Annotated in this window: 18 protein-coding genes; 6 read left to right on the top strand and 12 right to left on the bottom strand. The window is 46.8% G+C overall.

The genetic code is table 11. From position 1 onward, the window contains the following. The first annotated feature begins 241 nt into the window (after positions 1–241). The 4 genes from FS373_RS19570 to FS373_RS19555 all read left to right on the top strand — a co-directional run bounded on the left by FS373_RS19570 (position 242) and on the right by FS373_RS19555 (position 9,217). A complete protein-coding gene (locus tag FS373_RS19570) occupies positions 242–1,327 on the top strand; it encodes an efflux RND transporter periplasmic adaptor subunit (RefSeq protein WP_152830394.1) in 1,086 nt (361 codons plus the stop codon). Then, positions 1,324–4,416 (top strand): efflux RND transporter permease subunit, encoded by a 3,093-nt coding sequence (locus tag FS373_RS19565; protein ID WP_152830393.1) that lies wholly within the window; start codon positions 1,324–1,326, stop codon positions 4,414–4,416. The genes FS373_RS19570 and FS373_RS19565 overlap by 4 nt, the downstream gene beginning before the upstream one ends. A 148-nt stretch (positions 4,417–4,564) precedes the next feature. Further along, complete coding sequence (locus tag FS373_RS19560) at positions 4,565–5,359, top strand: substrate-binding periplasmic protein (RefSeq protein ID WP_144046262.1); 795 nt, start codon at positions 4,565–4,567, stop codon at positions 5,357–5,359. Positions 5,360–5,851: 492 nt separating this feature from the next. Then, positions 5,852–9,217 carry a PKD domain-containing protein gene (locus tag FS373_RS19555; RefSeq protein WP_152830392.1) on the top strand — a complete coding sequence of 1,122 codons (3,366 nt, stop codon included), beginning with the start codon at positions 5,852–5,854 and terminating at the stop codon, positions 9,215–9,217. 91 nt (positions 9,218–9,308) lie between these two features. On the opposite strand, the gene moeB is transcribed toward FS373_RS19555, so the two are convergent. The 12 genes from moeB to FS373_RS19495 form a co-directional block, all read right to left on the bottom strand. After that, on the bottom strand, positions 9,309–10,730 hold the full coding sequence (gene moeB / locus FS373_RS19550; RefSeq protein ID WP_152830391.1) for a molybdopterin-synthase adenylyltransferase MoeB: 1,422 nt from the start codon (positions 10,728–10,730) through the stop codon (positions 9,309–9,311). Between the two features lie 51 nt (positions 10,731–10,781). Continuing rightward, the gene (locus tag FS373_RS19545) at positions 10,782–11,213 is read right to left on the bottom strand and encodes a Mov34/MPN/PAD-1 family protein (protein ID WP_144046263.1); all 432 of its coding nucleotides are present in this window, start codon (positions 11,211–11,213) and stop codon (positions 10,782–10,784) included. 61 nt (positions 11,214–11,274) lie between these two features. After that, on the bottom strand, positions 11,275–12,168 hold the full coding sequence (locus FS373_RS19540) for a PLP-dependent cysteine synthase family protein (protein WP_144046264.1): 894 nt from the start codon (positions 12,166–12,168) through the stop codon (positions 11,275–11,277). Between the two features lie 220 nt (positions 12,169–12,388). Next, entirely contained in the window at positions 12,389–12,649 is a 261-nt protein-coding gene (locus tag FS373_RS19535; protein ID WP_144046265.1) for a DUF2897 family protein, read from the bottom strand. Positions 12,650–12,713: 64 nt separating this feature from the next. After that, the gene (kdsB, locus tag FS373_RS19530) at positions 12,714–13,451 is read right to left on the bottom strand and encodes an 8-amino-3,8-dideoxy-manno-octulosonate cytidylyltransferase KdsB (protein ID WP_144046266.1); all 738 of its coding nucleotides are present in this window, start codon (positions 13,449–13,451) and stop codon (positions 12,714–12,716) included. 118 nt (positions 13,452–13,569) lie between these two features. Next, positions 13,570–14,640 carry a 3-deoxy-alpha-D-manno-octulosonate 8-oxidase KdnB gene (kdnB, locus tag FS373_RS19525; RefSeq protein WP_144046267.1) on the bottom strand — a complete coding sequence of 357 codons (1,071 nt, stop codon included), beginning with the start codon at positions 14,638–14,640 and terminating at the stop codon, positions 13,570–13,572. A gap of 73 nt (positions 14,641–14,713) precedes the next feature. Further along, positions 14,714–15,898, bottom strand: a complete 1,185-nt coding sequence (gene kdnA / locus FS373_RS19520; RefSeq protein ID WP_152830390.1) for an 8-amino-3,8-dideoxy-alpha-D-manno-octulosonate transaminase KdnA — start codon at positions 15,896–15,898, stop codon at positions 14,714–14,716. 198 nt (positions 15,899–16,096) lie between these two features. After that, positions 16,097–16,714, bottom strand: a complete 618-nt coding sequence (gene can, locus FS373_RS19515) for a carbonate dehydratase (protein WP_144046269.1) — start codon at positions 16,712–16,714, stop codon at positions 16,097–16,099. A 122-nt stretch (positions 16,715–16,836) separates the two neighbouring features. After that, entirely contained in the window at positions 16,837–17,670 is an 834-nt protein-coding gene (locus tag FS373_RS19510; RefSeq protein WP_152830389.1) for an alpha/beta fold hydrolase, read from the bottom strand. A gap of 108 nt (positions 17,671–17,778) precedes the next feature. Beyond that, entirely contained in the window at positions 17,779–18,453 is a 675-nt protein-coding gene (locus tag FS373_RS19505) for a M15 family metallopeptidase (RefSeq protein WP_152830388.1), read from the bottom strand. Continuing rightward, on the bottom strand, positions 18,447–19,577 hold the full coding sequence (gene dapE, locus FS373_RS19500) for a succinyl-diaminopimelate desuccinylase (protein WP_152830387.1): 1,131 nt from the start codon (positions 19,575–19,577) through the stop codon (positions 18,447–18,449). The genes FS373_RS19505 and dapE overlap by 7 nt, the downstream gene beginning before the upstream one ends. Further along, on the bottom strand, positions 19,574–19,951 hold the full coding sequence (locus FS373_RS19495; protein ID WP_194165908.1) for an ArsC family reductase: 378 nt from the start codon (positions 19,949–19,951) through the stop codon (positions 19,574–19,576). Before FS373_RS19495 ends, dapE begins: the two co-directional genes overlap by 4 nt. A 699-nt stretch (positions 19,952–20,650) precedes the next feature. Between FS373_RS19495 and FS373_RS19490 the strand changes: the two genes are divergently transcribed. Then, the gene (locus FS373_RS19490; RefSeq protein ID WP_144046272.1) at positions 20,651–21,130 is read left to right on the top strand and encodes a hypothetical protein; all 480 of its coding nucleotides are present in this window, start codon (positions 20,651–20,653) and stop codon (positions 21,128–21,130) included. Between the two features lie 47 nt (positions 21,131–21,177). Then, positions 21,178–21,456: a hypothetical protein gene (locus FS373_RS19485; RefSeq protein ID WP_144046273.1), complete on the top strand. Its 279-nt coding sequence runs from the start codon at positions 21,178–21,180 to the stop codon at positions 21,454–21,456. The last annotated feature ends 175 nt before the right edge of the window (positions 21,457–21,631 follow it).

The following is a 21,631-nucleotide window of genomic DNA, read 5'->3' as shown; positions in this document are numbered from 1 at the left end:
AGCCTCCTTTTTTATTGTTTTAATTTTGACATATTAGTGACTTCTGTATCGCAACTATCCCTCACACTCCACTATCCAATCTCACTAGTTAGCATTAAGTTCTACAAAAATTAGACAGGGCTTGAACTATTCTCTGTTGTTAACCCTATGTATCAATTGTAAGTAAAGGTAAAACCCCTTGAAGCACTGTGATCTATGGGTAAACTAGCTGCATAAAAATAAGTGGTATTTTGGTGATTTGATGAAAAAAATAATAATATTGTTAATGCTCTTGCCTCTTGCTTGGTTTATCTATCAGCAAGTTGTAACTGAGAGCCTTTCTGTGGGTAAGAAACAGAGACCCATGGCTAACGTCGTGGTGGCTAAGGCGACGATTGAGCCTATTAGGGACGAAGTAGAGGCATTGGGGACCAGTAAGGCCAATGAGTCGATAACCGTCACTCCGAAAGTCACCGAGGTGGCAACCAAGATCAACTTCGAAGACGGTGATATTGTCAAAAAAGGCCGTTTACTGGTTCAACTTCAGGACAGAGAGCAGAGGGCCAGGGTGAAAGTCGCCAAGGTACGTGTCAGTGACCATATACGTGAATTGGACAGGATACGCTCTCTGGTCACCAGTCAGACCATTGCAGAGCTCGAACGTGATAGATTACAAACCTTGATTGATACCGCCAAGGCGGAATTAGAGCAAGCTCAAGCAGCCCTCGCAGACAGGAAGATATTAGCGCCCTTCAATGGTCGGTTAGGCTTGCGTCAAGTCAGTGTTGGCAGCCTGTTGACCCCAGGAACTGTGATTACTACCTTAGATGATATCTCTGTGATCAAGTTGGATTTCTCTGTGCCTGAGCGCTTCTTGCGATCTCTTGCTATAGGTAAAACTGTCGAAGCCAGTGCGGTAGCATTTCCGGGTGAACTGCTCACAGGTAAGGTGATATCCATTGACAGCCGGATCAATCCGACCACTCGAGCCGTTACCGTCAGAGCCGAGCTCCCCAATCCAGACCATCGCTTGATGCCGGGTATGTTGATGAAAGTCGCCTTGATCCAACAGAGTCGTGAAGCCCTTATTTTGCCCGAGTCGGCGATCATCCCAATTCAGGACCGGCATTATGTCTATCTGGTCAACGATGAAAATGTCATCGTTCGCCGTCAGGTTACCTTAGGTTTGCGTAAGCGTGGTTGGGTCGAAGTACTCGATGGGGTCAAGATAGATGAACAGGTGGTTATTCGGGGGATCTTGAAGGTTAGGCCCGGGGACAAGGTAAAGGTTCAGTTTAGTGAGCGTTTTAGTTTTCTTAAAGAAGCTAAGGTTGGGCCAACTGCATGATGTTAACCGACCTTTCTGTTAAGCGTCCTGTCTTCGCTTCGGTGATCAGCATATTGCTTATTGCCTTTGGCTTAGTGGCGTTCGACAAGTTACCCTTGAGAGAATACCCCAATATCGATCCGCCAGTGGTGTCGATACAGACAAATTATCGCGGAGCCAGTGCCTCTGTGGTCGAAAGCCGCATCACTCAGCTGGTGGAAGATAGAATAAGTGGCGTCGAAGGCATACGTCATATCAGCTCCTCGAGCCGTGACGGTCGCTCTACTGTGACCCTGGAGTTCGATGTCGATCGTGATATTGAAGCGGCTGCTAATGATATTCGTGACAGAGTATCGGGCCTGTTAAACAATTTACCCGAAGAGGCTGAGCCGCCCGAGGTACAGAAAGCCAATGGCGGTGATGAGGTGATCATGTGGTTAAACCTGGTTTCAGATCAGATGACCACGTTGCAGCTCACAGATTATGCCCGCCGTTATCTGACCGATCGATTATCCGTTATCGATGGTGTGGCGAATATTCGCATCGGTGGCGGCAAGGTATACGCCATGCGAATTTGGATCGACAGACAAGCTTTGGCCGCGCGAAATTTAACCGTAGCTGACATAGAGAAAGTACTGAGATCTGAAAATGTTGAGTTACCTGCGGGCTCGGTGGAGTCCAAAGAGCGACATTTTACTGTGCGCGTCGAGCGTAGCTTTAGCACTGTGGAAGATTTTTTCAACCTGGTGCTGAGCGAGGGTGATGATGGTTATTTGATCAAGCTTGGGGATGTCGCACGAGTAGAAATAGGCTCCGAAGAGGAGCGTATCATGTTCAGGGGGAACCGCGAGGCCATGATAGGCCTTGGGGTCTCAAAACAATCCACGGCCAACACCTTAGATGTGTCGAGGGCGACTAATGCCTTAGTGGATGAGCTGAACCCGACCTTACCCGCAGGTATGGAGATAAAGCGCTCCTATGACAGCTCAGTGTTTATCGAGGCTTCGGTGAAGGAGGTGTATCAGACTCTGTTTATCGCCATGTTCTTGGTTATCATCGTCATCTATCTGTTTCTCGGTAGTGTGCGCGCCATGTTGATCCCAGCGTTGACCGTACCTGTGTCCCTGATGGCAACGTTTATCGTGCTCTACGCCCTGGGCTACACTATTAACCTACTGACCTTACTGGCGATGATCTTGGCCATCGGCATGGTGGTGGATGATGCCATCGTGGTGCTGGAGAATATTCACCGCCGAATAGAGGAGGGGGATTCGCCATTAAAGGCGGCCTACCTTGGTTCTCGTGAGGTAGCGTTTGCTGTTGTCGCCACCACTCTAGTGCTGATCGCAGTCTTTATGCCGATCACGTTTCTCGAAGGTGACATAGGTAAACTATTTAAAGAGTTTGCCGTGACTATGAGCGCCGCCGTTATTTTCTCGAGCCTGGTCGCCCTGACCCTGAGTCCCATGATGTGCTCTAAATTGCTCAAACCCGCAGGGAATGATCCTTGGTTGGTTCGCAAGGTCGATGCCGGTATGAGCCATGTCTCAGACAAGTATCGTCAGTTGTTGACCAAGGCCATGTCCCACCCGGTGATCGTGACCTCGCTAATAGTGGTCGCACTTGGCTCAAGCATGGTCTTGTTTACGTTGGTGCCTCAGGAGTTTGCTCCAAGAGAGGACAGGGGCTCGATGTTTCTTATCGTCAATGGTCCTCAAGGTGCGAGTTTCGAGTATATTGAGTCCTATATGGATGAGATCGAAACACGTCTGATGCCCTTGGTAGACAGTGGGGATATCAAGCGACTCTTGATCAGGGCGCCGAGAAGTTTCGGCAGCAGTGCAGATTTCTCTAACGGCATGGCCATCATAGTATTGGAAGATTGGGCGGTGCGTAGAAGCGCAGCAGAGATAACCACTGACATACGAGGGCGACTGTCCGATCTCGCTGGGATCAGGGCCTTTCCTGTGATGAGGCAAGCTTTCGGCCGTGGTGTCGGCAAACCGGTTCAATTTGTGCTTGGTGGGCCAAGCTACGAGGAATTAGCCAGATGGCGGGACATTATTCTGGAAAAAGCCAAAGAAAACCCGAACCTTGTTGGATTGGATCATGATTATCAGGAGACTAAACCTCAACTTAGGGTGATCATAGATAAAGACAGAGCAGCCGATCTGGGAGTCTCCATCTCTCACATTGGTAGAACATTAGAGTCTATGCTGGGATCACGTCTGGTCACTACCTTCATGCGAGATGGCAAGGAATATGATGTCATCATAGAGGGCAATCGAGAAAATCAAAATACCGCCAGAGATCTGGAGAACATCTATGTTCGCTCGGACAGAAGTCAGGCCTTGATCCCCTTGTCAAACCTGGTGAGTGTCGAAGAGTTTGCCGATGCCAGTAGGCTAAATCGTTATAATCGTATGCGAGCTATCACCTTAGAGGCAAACCTTGCGGAGGGGTACAGCCTAGGTGAGGCGCTGGACTACCTCAATGAGCTTTCCGATACGTATCTGCCCGCCGAGGCGGTCATCAGTTATAAGGGCCAGTCACTGGATTATCAAAATTCGGGGAGCTCCATGTACTTCGTGTTTGCCTTGGCTTTAGGCATCGTATTTTTAGTATTGGCGGCTCAGTTCGAAAGCTTTATTCATCCCATGGTGATCATGCTCACAGTGCCATTGGCAACGCTTGGTGCTCTTATTGGACTCTATTTAACCGATCAGAGCCTCAACATCTACAGCCAGATAGGTATCATCATGTTGGTGGGGTTAGCGGCCAAGAATGGCATCTTGATTGTCGAGTTTGCTAACCAGCTAAGGGACAGGGGACTCGAGTTTGAACAGGCCATTATACAAGCCGCCTCTCAGCGACTCAGGCCTATACTGATGACGGGGATCACCACAGCTGCTGGCGCGATCCCACTGGTTTTGGCTCAAGGGGCTGGCGCCGAGACTCGATTCGTCATAGGTGTGGTGGTGTTATCGGGTATTTTGGTTGCCACCTTATTCACCTTGTTGGTGATCCCCGTGGCCTATTCTCTGTTTGCCCGCAACTCGAGTTCTCCCGAGGCCGTGGCGCGGGCATTGGAGATCGAGTTAGAAAAGTAAGCCCAGTGAGCTATCTTAGCTAATTAAGCGTGCTAAGCCAGTCAGCAATCTGACTGGCTTTTTTATTCTTTTCAATTGAAACCTCTGCTAATAAACTTTTGTCTCAAGAACGGGTATCACTGCTATAAATAGATAAGAGGTGACTGAGATGAAGTCGTTCCTGTACAAATATTTATGCGCTATTGCCTATAGTTTGTCGCTTTTCTTAGTGACAATCCCTCTGGCCATTTCTGTAGAAAATCCAGTGGTAGCAGAGCCGACAGAGCATATACTGATCCTTGGAGTTCCCCTAGATCGCCCTCCCTATGTGGTTGGAGATGGCGGCATAGAGGTCGACATATTAAGACAAGCCTTGCAATTGCAAGGTTATAAGGTTGAAGTGCACAAGTTTTCTCATCTCAGGTTACAGAGAGAACTGGAGAAAGGAAGAATTGACATCAGCTCCAGATACATGGCACAGAATGACAATATTGCCTTATCTCTGGCCTATATCACTTTCTATGATGTGATCTTCACTAAGACCAGCCTTGGACTGACAATCGATTCATGGGCCGACTTGAATGGTAAAACCTTTCTTGGCTGGCATGGATTCGAAGATGATCTGGGTGATGATTTCAAACAAGTCTATCGGGAAAATACCCACCTCTGGGATGGCTTAGTCTCTCAAGAGGAGCAGTGCCTGCACTTTTGGAAAGGCATGGCCGATGCCATCATACTCGATATCAATATCTTTAACTGGTATCGCAAGACCTTAGGCCTACAGGGGATCGACACCTCGGCGCCGATATCCATGCATCATCTGTTACCTGAAGGTGTTTCTTATCAGGCAGGCTTTAGGGATAGCAAGGTCAGAGATGCTTTCGATAAGGGAATCGCCGAGCTCAAAGAAAGTGGCAGTTATCAAGACATCATAGAGAGTTATACTCAAGTGGATACTAAATAGCTGTGCCTGTCTTTGATATGTACTTTCTTTTGTACGGGTAATTTTTATAGTGTTTGGTATCCTGTGGTTCAGCACTATAATATTTCCTAGCTTCCTAGCTTCCTAGCTTCCTAGCTTCCTAGCTTCCTAGCTTCCTAGCTTCCTAGCTTCTTACAAACTTCCTCAGGTTCGACCTCTGCACCTTCTTATCTCATTGCTCTCGATCATTGTCGACCTTTACTTGCCAAAACCTATAAATCTCGTTAATAACATGTTGCATTATTGTATATCGTATATTTTATGTGTTAGTTTAGTTTTTGGTGATTAATCGAATGATTTGTGTTCAATCATTATCGCGTTGACTCAAACTGATTGTTAATTGACAAGCAAATATCACTAGCACGACTAGTAAAAGCGGCATGGGCAATTCGTTCTAAAGTCGCAGAACAGAAATCGTGGCATCAGCAGTGGCCCGTCACGTTACTTTATCCTGATAAAAACGAGAATATAACAATGATAAAAACCATTAAAGGTGGTGCTATCTTAACTGCGCTGACCCTGTGTGCAAGTTTGCCTATTGGGCATGCTTGGGCCGGGTTGTCGGTCAATAAGATAAGCCAAGCCAATAGCAATCAACAAAAAAATACCATGTCGACTCATCTAAAGTCCGGAGGTCAGGTATGTGGTACTGACAGCAATGGACAGACTTGGGTGCCGAGTCCAAATGAAGGATTATTTTTCGGTTCAACTTCATCACAATCACAATTACAAGCTCAGTCAAAATCTTTATCTAGTCCTGCTAGTTTCTCTGTGGGAGTACAATCTATCGGTAATGCCGATCAGGGCGAGTATATCGTCCCTGTGGTATTTCACGTCTATGGCGCAATACACAACTGTGATACCGGTGGCTCTTGTGTACCAGACAGTCTAATTGCCAATGCGCTAAAGAGATCAAACGAAGATTTTCAGGGACTCAATACCTTAGATGGGCCTATTGCCAGTCAATTTCAAGCGATAAGAGAGAACATGAATGTCGAGTTTGTGCTTGCACAAATCGATCCTTGGGGAAACCCAACTAACGGCATAGTCAGGCATGGTGAAGCCACGGGTTACGGCAATTATGACGCGCCGAACGATGCCGCTAGAGACGCGAAAAATGCCGAGATTTCCGGGGATGCCTGGGATAACTATCGCTACATGAACATCTATATCATGAATGATTTAGATGGGGATGGCGCCACCAATAACTCAGGTGTTGCCTGGTATCCAACCACATCTATGTCTGACTCAGGCCTGGCTCGAGTGGTCTATAACGGTGCTTATTTAGGCACCAACACAGATGAAAATTTTCGCTCGATTTTGACTCATGAGTTTGGCCATTGGCTTAACTTACCCCATGTATTTGACGGTGCTCAGTGTAATACAGATAACGAAATTTTCTGTTCTCATTCGGGAGACCGAGTCTGTGATACGCCCCAGATGAGTAGTCAATCTATGGCCAATAATGCGCAAAATTGCCTTGGGCAGGCGACTAATACTGAAAACTTCATGCACTACACCGACAATTACGCCATGTTTACTCAGCAACAGGCTCAGCGTATGTACGGTGCCTTGAATCATCCGGCTCGCAAGACGCTGTGGACAGATGATAACTTAATCTCTGTGGGACTCAGTGCCTATACATCCAATTTTCCACATAACTGGGATGGTTCGGGTGTCGATGCACCACCAGAAGGTGCGGTATTGATGGAGTTACTTGGGTTGTCGGCCTTAAAGGGAGAGATCAACACTTATACTATCGATCTGCCTGTGGGCACCGAGGTGGTGGCCGTTTATCTGGATGGTTTCTCTGAAGATCCCGATTTGTACTTGAGGTACGGTCAGGCGCCGAGTTATGACGGTACTAACTGGACTTATGACCTTCACTCTTTTAGCTCTGCTGGCACCCCCGAGTTTATTGGTCTTGTCGGTCCTAAGACCACAGGGACGTACCACATCACCATAGATGCTTTTTCGGCCTATACCAATGCCAGATTGATCATCGTTTCGATGGACGATCCTACCCTGTGTAACGGTTGTGAGCGTGTCACTGCAATCGAAGAAACTAAGCTTGCGGCGCTTAAAGGCTCTGCACCTAAGCACTTTAGTTTCACAGTGCCTAATGATGCCACTCGTGTCATGGTTGAGATCCCTGCAGGTTATGGCAGTACCCTTCAAGGAGGGCCTGATCCGGATCTGTATGTTAGCCGTGATATCATTCCGACGACCTCAGTTGCCGATTGTAAGCCCTTTGCAGCGCCGGGGTTAAGAGAAGTTTGTGAATTTACTGGGGCCGACCTCGGTGGCACTTATAATATCATGATCGATGCATTTCTCGACTACAGTGAGGTGACACTTAAAGCCGTTTATGATCATCCTGTAAGCGCTAATGCGCTGCCAACGGCTCAAGCCAACGGACCCTACTCGGCAACCTTGGGCGCAGGCATCAATTTCTCAAGTAATGGATCAGTAGATTCAGACGGTTCGATTGTCAGCTACAGTTGGGATTTTGGTGACGGTAATACCAGTAATCAAGCCAATCCTGTTCATACCTACGGATCTGCTGCGACATTTAGTGTGACCCTGACGGTTACCGACGATCTCGGTGGTATAGGCAGCGTAGCCACGACGGTGGTCATCAGCAACTCAGGTCTTGTGGAGCTGAAAAATGCTCTACCTCAGTCAGGAATCTCGGCGAACACAGGTGACTTTGCTAAGTTTTTCATCAATGTCCCTGCTGGAGCGACCAATCTTGTGATCAAGATAAGCGGTGGCAGCGGTGATGCCGATCTCTATACTCAATCTGGCGCAGAGCCCACCGATAGCAGTTACGTATGTAGACCTTATGTGGGGGGCAACAGTGAGACTTGTACTGAAACCGCTCCGGCAGAAGGACTCTGGTACGTGAATCTTAAGGCCTACAGTACCTTTGCCGATGTGACCGTGGTGGCAAGTTTTGATAGCGGAACGGCTAATGCCGCGCCGATTGCCAATGCCAATGGTGGCTATGCGGGCAATGTGGCTCAAGCTATTAGTTTCTCAAGTCAAGGCTCTAGTGATGCTGATGGGACAATAGCGAGTTATGAGTGGAATTTCGGTGACGGCAGTGTCAGTAGTCAAGCCAATCCAAGCCACGCATATTCGGCGGCGGGTAACTATACGGTTACCCTGACGGTTACCGATGATGGCGGCTTAAGCGATATCAGTACCACGACGGCCACTGTCAGTGCCACGCAAAATATAGCCCCCACAGCCGCGGCCAACGGACCCTATGCCGGAGATGTGAACGCTAATATTAGCTTCTCTAGTCAAGGCTCCAGTGATGCCGACGGTACTATCGCCAGCTACAGTTGGGCGTTCGGTGATGGTAGCACCAGCACTCAAGCTAACCCAAGTCATGCCTACGCAAGTTCCGGCAGCTATACAGTGTCTCTGACGGTGACCGACAATCTCGGTGCCATAGGCACCAGTGTTGCCGATGTTACAGTCTCGAGCGTACCTAGCAATGGTTTGGTTAATGCGTGTGGTACTCAAGGGGCGGTGGATTATCTTGAGGTACAATCGGCCAGCCCAATTTGTGTCACATCGGGCAGTGATATGTATTTCTACTTCTACGCCGATGGGTTGAGTAAAACCGTTATCCGTACTCAACACGGCGGCGGTGATGTGGCGCTCTATTACAGTAACTCAGGTTGGCCGAGTAGCTCATCCTATACTCAGATATCAAACACTTCAGGTAATACTGAAACGATCACGGTTAATGGGCTGGCAAATGGCTGGCACTACATCATGGTTGGCGGTAGCCATTCGGGTGTGACGCTTAAGGTCGATATGCAGTAATGTCTGTACAATACCGGTAAATCCGAAACCGGCATGGTTCACCATGCCGGTTTTTTTTACGCTATTTTTCTTGTATAAGCATAAGCCGGTGTCAATAACGGGTCAGACTGGGATCAACCTGGTCGATCCAAGCCAAGATACCTCCATTGAGATTGGTCACCTTGTTAAAACCTAGCTCAATCAGCTTGTCACATACCTTAGCGGATCGGCCCCCCAGTTTGCAGTGAAAAACCAGCTCCCGACTCGGGTCCAGCTCAGCCAAGTGAGCATCGAATTCTTGCATGGGAATAAATTGACTGCCCGCTATCATGCATATTTCCCGCTCGAAGGGTTCTCTTACATCGATAAGAATCACGTGCTTATCTTTATCCATCCAAGCCTTGAGTTCTTTGGCTTCTATCTCTTTATAGGCCTTTACCTCACTGGTGTGGGAGAGGCCACAAAATGCCTGATAGTCGATGAGCTTAGTAATGGATGGGCTATCGCCGCAGATGGGGCAGTCAGCATCTTTCATTATGGCAAGAAATTCAAAATCCAGAGCCAAGGCATCGTATAACAGCAGGCGCCCAGAGAGTGGTGTGCCGATATTGGTGATCATCTTGATGGCTTCGGTGGCTTGGATAGAGGCTATGATACTGGGTAATACACCGAGGACCCCACCTTCGGCGCAGGAGGGCACCAGACCTGGAGGGGGGGGAGTAGGATAAAGGCAGCGATAGCAGGGACCGGCTTGATAATTGAATACACTGGCCTGACCGTCGAAGCGAAAGATGCTGCCGTAGATGTTAGGTTTATTGAGTAAGACGCAGGCATCATTCACCAGGTAGCGGGTAGGAAAGTTGTCTGTGCCATCTATGATAATGTCGTACTTGTCTATAATCTTGAGTGCATTGTCTGAAGTGAGGCGCTCACGATAGCCGGTTATGTTAATGTTTGGGTTGAGTCGCTCTAGACGCCGCTTAGCGCAATCGACCTTAGGTAGCCCTATGTCATCGACGGTGAACAGCACTTGTCTCTGCAGGTTTGATTCATCGACGACATCATCGTCCACTAGACCCAAATGGCCCACTCCGGCGGCGGCCAGATAGAGGGCTAATGGACATCCCAGGCCGCCAGCGCCGATGATCAGTATGCTGGCACTTTTCAGGGCTTCCTGTCCTGATATTCCTATTTCAGGTAAGAGGATATGTCGACTATAGCGACTGAGCTCATCGGCTAACAGACTGGTATCGAGCGAACTACCCCCGGCGATTGCTGGGACAATTCTCACTTCACTGCCAGCTTGGAGCTTAGTGTCCAGACCTTCTTGCTGACGTATATCCACCTTGTTGTGATATAGGTTAACAAAATTTCGTAAGTCACCTGTGTCGTCCATGATCTGAGGCTTAATATCCGGATAGCGGTTAAATAGTTCAGTGAGCGCTTCTTTTACTGTTAGGGCATCGAGTTCTATCTGCTTCTGATTGTCGGTAAATCGGCGCAGCGGGGAAGGGATCTTCATTACCATCTTCATGATTCAACCTCTATTAGCATGTCTTTTTCATCTGATTTGGGGAAGTGATCTTCATGGTTCATCCTCCATTAGAATGTCTTCTCCATCGAACTGGCTGTGATCTTCCCTGAGTTGCCAGGAGCGATAACTGTTCACCTGACCCTCTAGAACGGAGATGATGATGTAGCTCAGTCCGGGCCAGGCATGTGAGCGGTCAAATTCGGAAGGATCATGGCTATGATCTGGGTGTGAATGCACTATGCTGATGATGGCCAGTCCCTCCTCATCGGCCCTGTCCTCTGCGACTTGGTATTGCAATGGATCGATAAGGAAGCGGCGGGTCTTCTCTACTAAGGTATTATGACAGGGAAGGTAATAACTCGCCTTAGACAATGCCGTGTCTGCCTGGGTGCCTGCGATGAAACCACAGCACTCATGGGGGTAACAAGTCTTGGCATGGGCTAAGATTTGGGCCTCGATCAGTCTGCTTATTTCTATGCTCATCTAAGCTCCTCTGGTTAGTATTAGTTAACACTCTGGTTTGCCAGATACTCCAATCTGGATTCTATCGCTGCCACAAGCCTGAACTGATGTAGCGCTCTCCCAAATCACACAATAATGTGGTGATGACGCCCGAGGTCAGGCTCTGCATTAACTTCTCACTCGCGGCCAGGTAAGCACCTGAAGATTGACCCAGGAAGTAGCCATGACTCGACATTCTCAGACACATCTCCTTAGCTTCATCGGCGCTGATGTCTATCCACTCATCGACTAAGCTGGCATCAAAGATGGCAGGTATGATGTCAGCGGGATCTCCCAGAGGCTTTAATCCTTCTATGCCGGGCCAGATTTCGGGCCGAACACCGACAATGCATATGTCGCTATTGGTTTGTTTCAGGCGCTTGGCTATACCGGTTAATGAGCCACCGGTGCCGACACCACAGACGAAGTGGGTGATGGGCTCGGGACTTTGTTGAAGAAGTTCGTTAGCGGTGCCGTGAAAGTGGGCTTGGACATTGAATGGGTTGCTGTATTGATCGCAGTAGAAATACTTGTCCCTCGAATCGGCGTAAATGTCGCGTACATGGCGTAATGCCTGATCGTAACCTTCTAAAGGGTCTGTCTCGATGAGAGTCGCACCATGGGCCTGTAGACGTTGCTTACGTTCATTGCTGGCATTACCGGGAATGACGATGGTGACAGGAAAACCCAGGGTAGCGCCTATCATGCTGTAAGAGATCCCTGCATTGCCACTGCTGGAGTCGAGTATGGTTTTACCTGGTGTGAGTTCGCCAGATTCGATGGCATGTAACAGCATGGCCTTGACTGGCCTGTCTTTGAGGGAGCCTCCAGGATTTAGCCACTCGGCTTTAGCGAATAGCTTGATACGATTCGGTGTTTCGCTGAGAAAACTCAGATCCAGTAGCGGAGTATTGCCTATCAGCTCAAGCAGTGTCATGTCCATGTCTCATTATTTACTCAGACACGAATGAGTATAGTGCATGAGAATCAGAGCCTGAGTAGAAACGGCACATTGGAACTTAGGGAAAATAGGTAAAGGTTGTAGATACTCTTGGATTTTAGTATTTTGAGCAAAAAGGAATATCTGAGTCTAGGAAAAATGGGGGCGGTGAAAACCCGCTGTGATCCAGTTACGTTTTCAGATGTGTTGGCAAATTCTAAGAGCCCGATTTATCATCAGTATCTGTGTTCTCAGCTTTATCCGCATTATCAGTCTTACCCGTGGCATTAGCCGAACTCTGATCCGTTGGAGTGGTTTTTTCCTTAGCGCCGGCAGGCTTCTTGGCTCTGACATTGAGCTTGGTATCTTTACCGAACTGAGTCATTTTAAATTTAGCACTGTATTTGAGCACAGCGAGATTACTGGCTATCACGCCAATAACAAGAATGATGATGAGCCAAGTTTCAAGATCAGACATTACAGCCCTTAATCAATGTTCTCAAAGGAGTAAAACAAAGCCCATAAGGCAGGCTTTGGCTTATTTAATCCACCGCCAGTCTGGCTTCACAGATGCGGATATCTTCTGGGGTATCCACTTCTGGAGAGTCGAAGGCACTGATAGCGACCTTGATCTTATGACCATGCTCCAGCGCCCTGAGTTGCTCAAGCTTCTCAAGATCTTCTAAACGTCCTAATGGAAGTTTAGCAAAGGTAGATACAAATTTTCTGGTATAAGCATACACACCTAAATGCTTATACACAGGGTAGTCGTTGGTGTCACGACCGAAGGGAATTCGAGCACGGGAAAAATACAGTGCATTAAAATCGTTATCGAACACCATCTTCACGTGCTTAGGATCGTCGAGTTCACTCTTTTCGGTGATCTCAAAGCCTAGAGTGGCCATGCCGAACTCGCCGGGATGACGTTTAAACAGGCTGATGATCTGTTCGATTGAGATAGGATCGATCAGAGGCTGATCGCCTTGTAGGTTGACGATAAGGTCATCATCTTTCAAACCAAGCTGGGTTATGGCATCTTCAATTCTGTCTGTACCTGAAGCGGCTTCCGGGCTGGTCATTATCACTTGACCACCGAAGGCTTCTACAGCGTCCTTGATACGAACATCGTCCGTGGCGACATAGATGGAGGTCAGGCCTTTGGCTAATGATGCACGCTCAACAACATGCTGGATCATAGGCTTGCCGTTAATCGGGGCTAGTGGTTTTCCTGGAAAACGACTTGAACCATAGCGTGCCGGGATTAACAGGGTAACATTCATGGGATTTACCTATCACTTTACAATTCTAGTTCAATAGATGAGGGCTCAATTGAGCCCTCATTCGTAACATGCGCTGACACAAAGAGTGCCGTTAGCATCTCACATGAGTGCAGCATGATTACATGCGACGGTAGAGTGCCGTTAGCATCTCATCGGTGACTTTCTCTTCCCAGCTAGGGCCGTAGACATTTTCCCATAGTGGGCCCATGCTCTTAGCGACCTTAACCATTTTAGCGATAGTCTCATCAGGAAGATCTTTACAGATACCTTTAGGGATGGTGATGTTATGTTTCTCTATCATGGTGCGGAACTCTGCAACCCCTTGAGGGTAGAAGTCTTCGAGTACATCGAAGGCAATACAGTTACCGATACCGTGATGATAACCCAGTACATAACCTAAGCCGTAAGATACGGCATGGCAAGCACCGACCTGACTATAGGCTATGCTCATGCCGCCCATGTATGAGGCCATCATCAACTTATCATCTTTCTCTGCATGATCGTCGATATAGACTTGACGACAAAGATCCATAGATTTTTCAGCGAAGGCTTTAGCAAATTCGTTGAGGAAAGTGCCCTGTAGCGATTCAACACAATGGATAAAGCAGTCCATACCCGTATAGAACCATTGATCTTTTTCGACACCGGCGATAAGTTCAGAGTCCATAATGATCTGATCGAATACCGTGTGATCTGAGTTCAGACCCAGTTTACGCACCGGACCACACAGCACAGCTGTGCGTGATGCTTCGGCGCCGGTACCCGAAATCGTCGGGATACCGATATGATGAATCGCCGGATTCTTGATAAGATCCCAACCTTGATACATGGCGCTGCCACCTGGGTTGGTTAGCATCAAAGACACTGCCTTGGCTAAATCCAGAGTCGAACCACCACCCAGACCTACGACGCTCACAGGAAGCTTGCCGTTGAAGGCTTGCACCTGTTCGGTGAGGGCATCGACTTGCTTAGTCGATGGCTCTTCGTCAACGTTAACATAGATAAGTAGATCATGGCCTTTAACGGGAACGCGAGCCGCTAGTGGCTTGTCCTGATGGACATCATCCACAAGAAAGACCACGAAATCATCTTCACTCTTACGCTCTTCGCCCAATACTTTATCGAGGTCGACGAATGAACCACGTCCAAAAATCATTTTAGGTACGCATTTGAAATTCTTAAAACTCATTACAACATTCTCCGTTGAAATGTGAAATTGCGCCTAGATTGAAGGCGCAATAAAAAATATGGGTCAATGCTATTTAAGCAAAGGCTTTCTTAATGTTCTCGATACGCTGGGCAATCTCTTCCTCAGTCCAGGAGAGTTTAATCAACATAGAGATGGTCTTGCTCATGATGGCATCAGACTTAGGCACCGACACTTTAGTATAGTCAGGACGGTCGTCGATTAATGTGATCGGCAGGGCAGAGCAAGATTTAAGCTCTTGAATGTGCTTCCAATTGTTCAGGTAGTGCCAGTTGTTGATATACCAGTAAAAACAACCGTCTACGCCATTTCCGGCTAATTTTTTGTTGATCTCTATGGTGCGCTCTTCAGTTGGCATCATAAAGGTCAGGAAGCCAGCCGAGTCGCCCTCTGCATCGGGAAGTTCACGGAACGTCACTTCGGCGATGTCGCCCATGGCATCCTTGATGAGCTTCTTATGCTTACGCTGGATCTCTATGATGGTATCAAGCTTACGCAATTGCGCCAGGCCCATAGCCGAGTTCAGCTCAGAGATACGGAAGTTAAGACCCATGATTGGATGGTCTTCGGCGCCGCGGTCGTTGCCCACATGGTCGTGGCCATGATCAGAGAACATATGCGTGTGGTTATAGATGGTGTCGCTGTTAGTGATAACGGCTCCGCCTTCACCACAGGTGATGGTCTTAACCGAGTCGAAAGAGTAACAGCCTACATCACCGATGGTGCCTAGAGCTTGACCCTTGTAGGTGCCGCCGATAGCCTGACAGGCATCTTCCAGCAAAACCAGATCATGCTTATCACAGATGGCCTTAATTTCGTCCATCTTGCCCATAGAACCACACATGTGCACTAAGTTAACTGCTTTAGTACGCGGGGTGATCGCCGCTTCGATGCCTTCAGGAGATAGACAAAGCGTCTCATCTATTTCGGCAAAAACAGGGACTGCACCAGCCATAAATACAGCTTCTACAGAGGCGACGAATGTAAATGGAGGCACGATAACCTCATCGCCCGCACCAATACCCGCTGCGGCAAGGGCTGTTTGTAGGGCTGCTGTACCGCTTGAAAGAAGGTGAGCGTGTTTCACATTCATCTTCTCACACAGTAACTGCTCCATCTCACGCGTTTTCCAACGGTCATTACGCATATGATCAAAGTTATAACGGAAGGTAAAACCGTTCTCCATTACGTCTGCAACTTCTTGCTTCTCTTCAGGACCAAATAATTCAAAACCGGGCATGGAAATTTCCTTAGAATTCGCTGCGCTTATCTGCGCGAGATATAAATCATAACTGAAAGATTATAACTGGGTTAGCCGGAAAACTGCGATGTTTATTAAGGATTATTTATCTAAAAAAGCAAGATATTGGAGAGATAGGGCAAAGCGTGTACATCCAGCCCCTAAATTTTAACGAGTTTAAGGGCTGGTACGGTCAAGTTAGTCGATTTCAGGTTTATATTGTTCGTTATCGACCGTGACATCAAGATCTGACAGTAAGCCATTTTCGACACTGTAAATCCAGCCGTGAACGGAGACATTTTGTCCTCGTTCCCAGGCATCCTGAACGATATTGGTGCTACTGACATTGCCGACTTGCTCGATGACGTTGAGTTCACAGAGACGATCGAATTTCTCTTGTTCATCGAGTTTATTGAGTTCTTCACTATGAAGACGGTGGATATCTCTGATGTGCCCGAGCCAGTTATCGATGAGTCCGAGTCTCTGCTTACCCATGGAGGCTTTCACGCCGCCACAGCCATAGTGGCCGACAACCATTATGTGTTTCACTTTTAGCACTTCGACCGCATATTGAAGTACAGATAAACAATTAAGATCCGTGTGGATCACCATGTTGGCGATATTGCGGTGAACGAAGACTTCCCCAGGCATAAGGTCGATAATTTGATTCGACGGAACTCGGCTGTCCGAGCAGCCAATCCACAAATATTCAGGATTTTGCTGCTTCGCCAACTGCTCAAAAAAATCAGGCTTCTCTTGTACGATACGTTCGGCCCAACGGCGATTATTGTCAAATAGGGGTTTTAGTATTTTCATTTATTCACTGAAATTAAGTAATTAAGAGTCGGTTGTGACGAAAATGCATTCTAGCATCGTTTGTTCACTTTGGTGGTCTACTCAGTAAGGTACAAGGTGAACATTAATTAACGATTAACAGACTATTTTACGCGCTTAGCGAGAAACTTATCTAATTCACCATTGACAAAATCTGGCTGTTCCAGACTCGAGATATGACCGGCCTTGGGAATATTGATAAATTCACTGCCATCGATGGCATCGTGCATTAAATAGCTTTCTAACACAGGTCGTACTGTGTCTTCTAGTCCCGTCATGATTAAGCAAGGTGAGATCAATTTATTGATATCATCCATAGTGTCACGGCGTCCGAAGATAATCTTACCTAATCGACAAATACTCTCGATACGCCCGGGTTCTATATCGGCGAGAGACTGTTTAAATGTGTTAAATAACTCTGGATTATCAAGCTCAACGTTTTTGGCGAAATAAAGTGGGGCTATCTGCTCGATAAGCGGCGCAGGAACACTTTGGGTCTCTTTGATGATATCCAGCATAGCGTAATACTTAGCTCTGGCGACCTCAGGCTCATAGCCTATGAAGCAGTTCATCATGACGAGTGCCTTAACACGAGTCGGCGCAATTAATGCCAGCTCTGCACCCCACATACCACCGACAGATAAGCCAATCACAGAAAAATCGTCTATTGATAAGCTATTCATCAACTGCAGCATCTGCTGACTGATATCTCGTAATGAGTGGGTCGACTCAGGAAGAGTGTCTGACTCACCGTGTCCCCATAGGTCGGGCACAACACAACGATACTGTTTCGACAGATGCTCAATTTGAGGAGCCCACATCTTAGAATCCCAAAGATAACTATGGCCGAATAATAGTACCGGACCTGTGCCTATATCTAAGTAACTAAGACTCTTGTTATCTATGGTTATCTGCTTTCTTGCGGATGAAAAATTCATATTTCCTGCTGTGATTATTGGTAATGAGAGTTCGATTTTCATTAGGTGTAACTAAGTCCGTGGCGTTAATTTCGCCGCGTTTACTCGGTAGTGCTTACTTGGGCTCACCTACTCGGGAGGCGGCGCAACCTTAAACACATATTCTTGTGTTAAAGCTGGCAGGCGTGACAATATCTCATCTTTAAATATGATGTTTGAGTCTATGAGTGTCTGTCTTAAACCTTCGATATCGAAATTGCTTAAGATGCCGTTGGATACCGGGTAATAGCTCAAGTGCCAGGGCTCTGGGCTGACGCCACTTAATCCTTGTTGAAAAGGAAAATAAAAGCCAAATTCAGCGGCATGCTCTAGCAACCAGAGGTAAAGATTGGCACAAGGCCCCCCCGGTGAGTATTCGGCGGTCACCAGTTTTAAATCTTCTTGTTTGATACCAGTAGCATCAAAGACATCGATATCTGTGCCCCAATGGTGGCGTGAGGCACCGGGCAGTGCTGACCAGAGCAAGATCAGATCTATGATCTCATCGGCAGATTTACCTTTCAGGCTAACCGCTCGCGACTTAAGGTCAAGAACAGGCCGTTTACCACTGGCCTTGGAGTTCCAAATCTTAACTTGTCTTTTGAAATCACGGTGACCGGAGCAGAGCTGGAGTGTTACTCCATAACAGTCGGCGGCGCGGGCCATCTCGATGAATGCATCTCGGGTTCTACGTTCGAGCTTATGACCTTGATGTTCAACTAAGTTACTCGAGTTAAGGCCGTAGGTCGCCTTGGAATTTAGCAAAGTAATTTCTCCAATATCACTTCATAACAAAGCGCGAGTTGTTCGATATCATCCACTTTAACGCACTCATTCACTTTGTGGATCGTGGCATTAACCGGGCCAAGCTCAATCACTTGTGCGCCAGTAGGGGCGATGAAGCGTCCATCTGAGGTGCCACCTGTGGTTTGTGGATCGGTATCAGTTCCTGTGACTTGCTTGATTGCTGCTTTGGTCGCATCGAGCAGAGGCCCATCACCGGTGAGAAATGGCAGGCCGTTATAAATCCAGCTGATATCGTACTCTAACCCGTGAGCATCTAAAATATTGAGCACGCGTTGGATAAGGATCTCGGCGGTGACCTCGGTGGAATATCGGAAGTTAAACATGACTTCTAATGCCCCAGGTATCACATTTGATGCACCTGTGCCACCATTGATATTGGCTATCTGGAAGCTGGTGGGGGGAAAGTATTCATTGCCCTTATCCCAATGCATCTTGGCCAACTCATCTAAGGCTGGCATCGCCTTATGAATTGGATTGTCCGCAAGGTGAGGGTAGGCCACATGGCCCTGAATGCCATTGACGGTTAAGTTACCCGTGAGGCTACCTCGGCGACCATTCTTGACTATATCACCTAGCTTATGAGTCGATGATGGCTCACCGACCAGAGACCAAGTGATCTTCTCATTACGGGCCTCTAAGGTGTCTATGACGCGAGTGGTGCCGTTGATGAAAGGTCCCTCTTCGTCACTGGTGATCAAGAAGGCGATGGAGCCCTTATGATCCGGGTTTTTCTCGACGAAACGCTCTGTCGCAACCAACATGGCGGCGAGCGAGCCCTTCATATCGGCGGCGCCGCGTCCGTGCAGATAACCATCAATAACGACTGGGTCGAATGGCGGCGTGTGCCAACGATTGAGATCGCCCACAGGCACCACATCGGTATGACCTGCGAAGCAAAATAGCGGCTTTTCGGTGCCGCGTCTGGCCCACATGTTGGTGGTGTCTTCGAACACCATAGGTTCAATGTCGAAACCGGCCTTAGCCAACCTGTCGGCCATTAATTGCTGACAGCCTTCATCCAGTGGTGTGACTGAGGGGCGAGAGATAAGGTCTTGTGCCAGCGTTAATACATCCTGACTCATAGGGTAAACCAGGCTTGGTATTCGGCTTCTTTAAAACCAACTTGTACCTTATCTGCGGCAACTAATACGGGCCTCTTGATCAGCGTAGGGTGGGCAAGCATCAGCTCGATGGCCTTATTCTGATCGATATCAGACTTGTCGGCATCCGACAAATTTCTAAAACTGGTGCTGCGTTTGTTGAACAAGGTTTCCCAGCCCGCCATGGCGACCCAGCTAGTCAGCTGGTCTTTGTCGAGTCCATCTTCGCGAAAGTCATGAAAAGTCACTTGAGGTTGGTTAGCCTGAAGCCATTTTCTGGCTTTACGTACGGTATCGCAGTTTTTTATGCCGTAGAGGATCAAGGTGGTTACTCCATTTAAAAAGCAGATGTTCATGCCTATGTTACTCATGTAAGTGAGCAGGTTAACTCACCAGATGCATGAATTGTTATTTGCACGCATTGTGGCATTGCCATGCAAAGGACTCAAGCATCTAGTGCGCTTACGAGTAAATAGCATAAACAAGGTTAATATTTTATCGAAATTAGCTCAGTGAGCAGTAAATGCCTAGGGTCATTCTGTTAAATCTAGGATTCATATCATTATGCTGAGCCTTAGGGATTTCTAAGGTAGCAGCACGTTTAGGTGATGGCATTTCATTACTGAGAGTAAATGAACCGCTCATGGGTGCTGGATTATTTCCTTTAAAAATCTATTTTAGAAAAATACTTCTCTTTTGACTTAAGCAAAAACTAGCCTTGAGCTGTATTGATACACAATGATATTCTGATTTATAAAAAATCAAACCACTATTGCCAAAACTAAATTCACGCTTTATTATTGAGATACAAAAAAGTGGTGTAAATTCAGTAAGATGAAAGTATGCGTTCAAGTCCTACTCAGATAATAGGACGTGAAAACGCGCAACTGAGTTTTGTCCGAAAGTGTATTGGATACAATCTGCTTGTTGTTAAAGTAATGAACTGTTTTTAATGTATTTTTAAGACTGATTTTTGTGCACTCTTTCCCAAGAGGCATTGGCGAAACCCGCTTGCCGTATACTAAAATGATATTTATAATCGAGTATTAGGTCAAATGAAAAGTAAATTGTTATTAAGCTCCTTAATTTTATTATGTGCATGTAAACCAACCCCATACGTTAGTAAAACTTCGCAGTCAGATATTAATAAATATTTTGAAAAACAAGTTATAAAACCTCAAGGTGGGGAAGTTGAACACATTAAATATGGAAAAATGGCCGCTACTCAAGAGCCATATGCGACAGACTATAATGAATGCCAAAATCAATCTTTTTTAGGTAAATTCTTTATGTTTGGCGAATTAAAAATTTCCGATCCGAAAAAATTATATCAGTATTCAATGGATAGTTTAATGTATCAACTTGCATTTAGTTTTCCAGAGTTAGGTCTAAGCGACATTACTACTAACCCAATATTCGAAGATAAAGAATTCAAACGTACATTAGATGAAATTAACCTTTTAACCAGCAAAGCATTAATTTGCGTTGAAAATAAAGGTTGGATTTATTTAAGCCAAAAGAAAAGTGAGAAATAAATATCAACCTGTTAACAGGGTGATATTTTGCTTCGAGGCACTAGTAATTGAAATTTGAAGCCACATTAAAAAGTGCTTCACTGCTAGGAGTAATCCATGTGGTCGCAGGCATGGCAACCCTTTTTACATCACTAGCACTAGAAATAAGTCAAGGAGCAGGGGTTTTTATTGGCTTACTTTATGGCTTGGTGATGTCAGTGACTTCTTACATTTGGGTAATAGGCTTTCCTTTTAACCTGAATAGCGTAAAAAGAATGTTTTGTTGGTGGTTATGCGGTGGTGGTTTATTGGCTTTAGGTGGTTTAGTATCGAATATTTGGTCATAAATATGGAACAATCAGGACACCCATAGTTATTCTCATCTTGCTTTACTCTGACAAACCTAGAATTTCAGACAGGCTCATGCCTTCGATTGACGCCACTATAAATGTGCTTTATCTGTTGGCCGTTTGCTGCTTGATCTTAGTGCCTTTCCCGTAAGTGCAGTATTCTCTTTTCCTA

This window comes from Shewanella sp. YLB-07 (assembly GCF_009377275.1).
This window is presented reverse-complemented; position numbering and strand designations above follow the sequence as displayed.

Coding starts and splice junctions, on each gene's coding strand:
- FS373_RS19570 (WP_152830394.1), top strand. CDS start 242: ATGAAAAAAATAATAATATTGTTAATGCTCTTGCCTCTTGCTTGGTTT.
- FS373_RS19565 (WP_152830393.1), top strand. CDS start 1,324: ATGATGTTAACCGACCTTTCTGTTAAGCGTCCTGTCTTCGCTTCGGTG.
- FS373_RS19560 (WP_144046262.1), top strand. CDS start 4,565: ATGAAGTCGTTCCTGTACAAATATTTATGCGCTATTGCCTATAGTTTG.
- FS373_RS19555 (WP_152830392.1), top strand. CDS start 5,852: ATGATAAAAACCATTAAAGGTGGTGCTATCTTAACTGCGCTGACCCTG.
- moeB (WP_152830391.1), bottom strand. CDS start 10,730: ATGAAGATGGTAATGAAGATCCCTTCCCCGCTGCGCCGATTTACCGAC.
- FS373_RS19545 (WP_144046263.1), bottom strand. CDS start 11,213: ATGAGCATAGAAATAAGCAGACTGATCGAGGCCCAAATCTTAGCCCAT.
- FS373_RS19540 (WP_144046264.1), bottom strand. CDS start 12,168: ATGACACTGCTTGAGCTGATAGGCAATACTCCGCTACTGGATCTGAGT.
- FS373_RS19535 (WP_144046265.1), bottom strand. CDS start 12,649: ATGTCTGATCTTGAAACTTGGCTCATCATCATTCTTGTTATTGGCGTG.
- kdsB (WP_144046266.1), bottom strand. CDS start 13,451: ATGAATGTTACCCTGTTAATCCCGGCACGCTATGGTTCAAGTCGTTTT.
- kdnB (WP_144046267.1), bottom strand. CDS start 14,640: ATGAGTTTTAAGAATTTCAAATGCGTACCTAAAATGATTTTTGGACGT.
- kdnA (WP_152830390.1), bottom strand. CDS start 15,898: ATGCCCGGTTTTGAATTATTTGGTCCTGAAGAGAAGCAAGAAGTTGCA.
- can (WP_144046269.1), bottom strand. CDS start 16,714: ATGAAAATACTAAAACCCCTATTTGACAATAATCGCCGTTGGGCCGAA.
- FS373_RS19510 (WP_152830389.1), bottom strand. CDS start 17,670: ATGAATTTTTCATCCGCAAGAAAGCAGATAACCATAGATAACAAGAGT.
- dapE (WP_152830387.1), bottom strand. CDS start 19,577: ATGAGTCAGGATGTATTAACGCTGGCACAAGACCTTATCTCTCGCCCC.
- FS373_RS19495 (WP_194165908.1), bottom strand. CDS start 19,951: ATGAACATCTGCTTTTTAAATGGAGTAACCACCTTGATCCTCTACGGC.
- FS373_RS19490 (WP_144046272.1), top strand. CDS start 20,651: ATGAAAAGTAAATTGTTATTAAGCTCCTTAATTTTATTATGTGCATGT.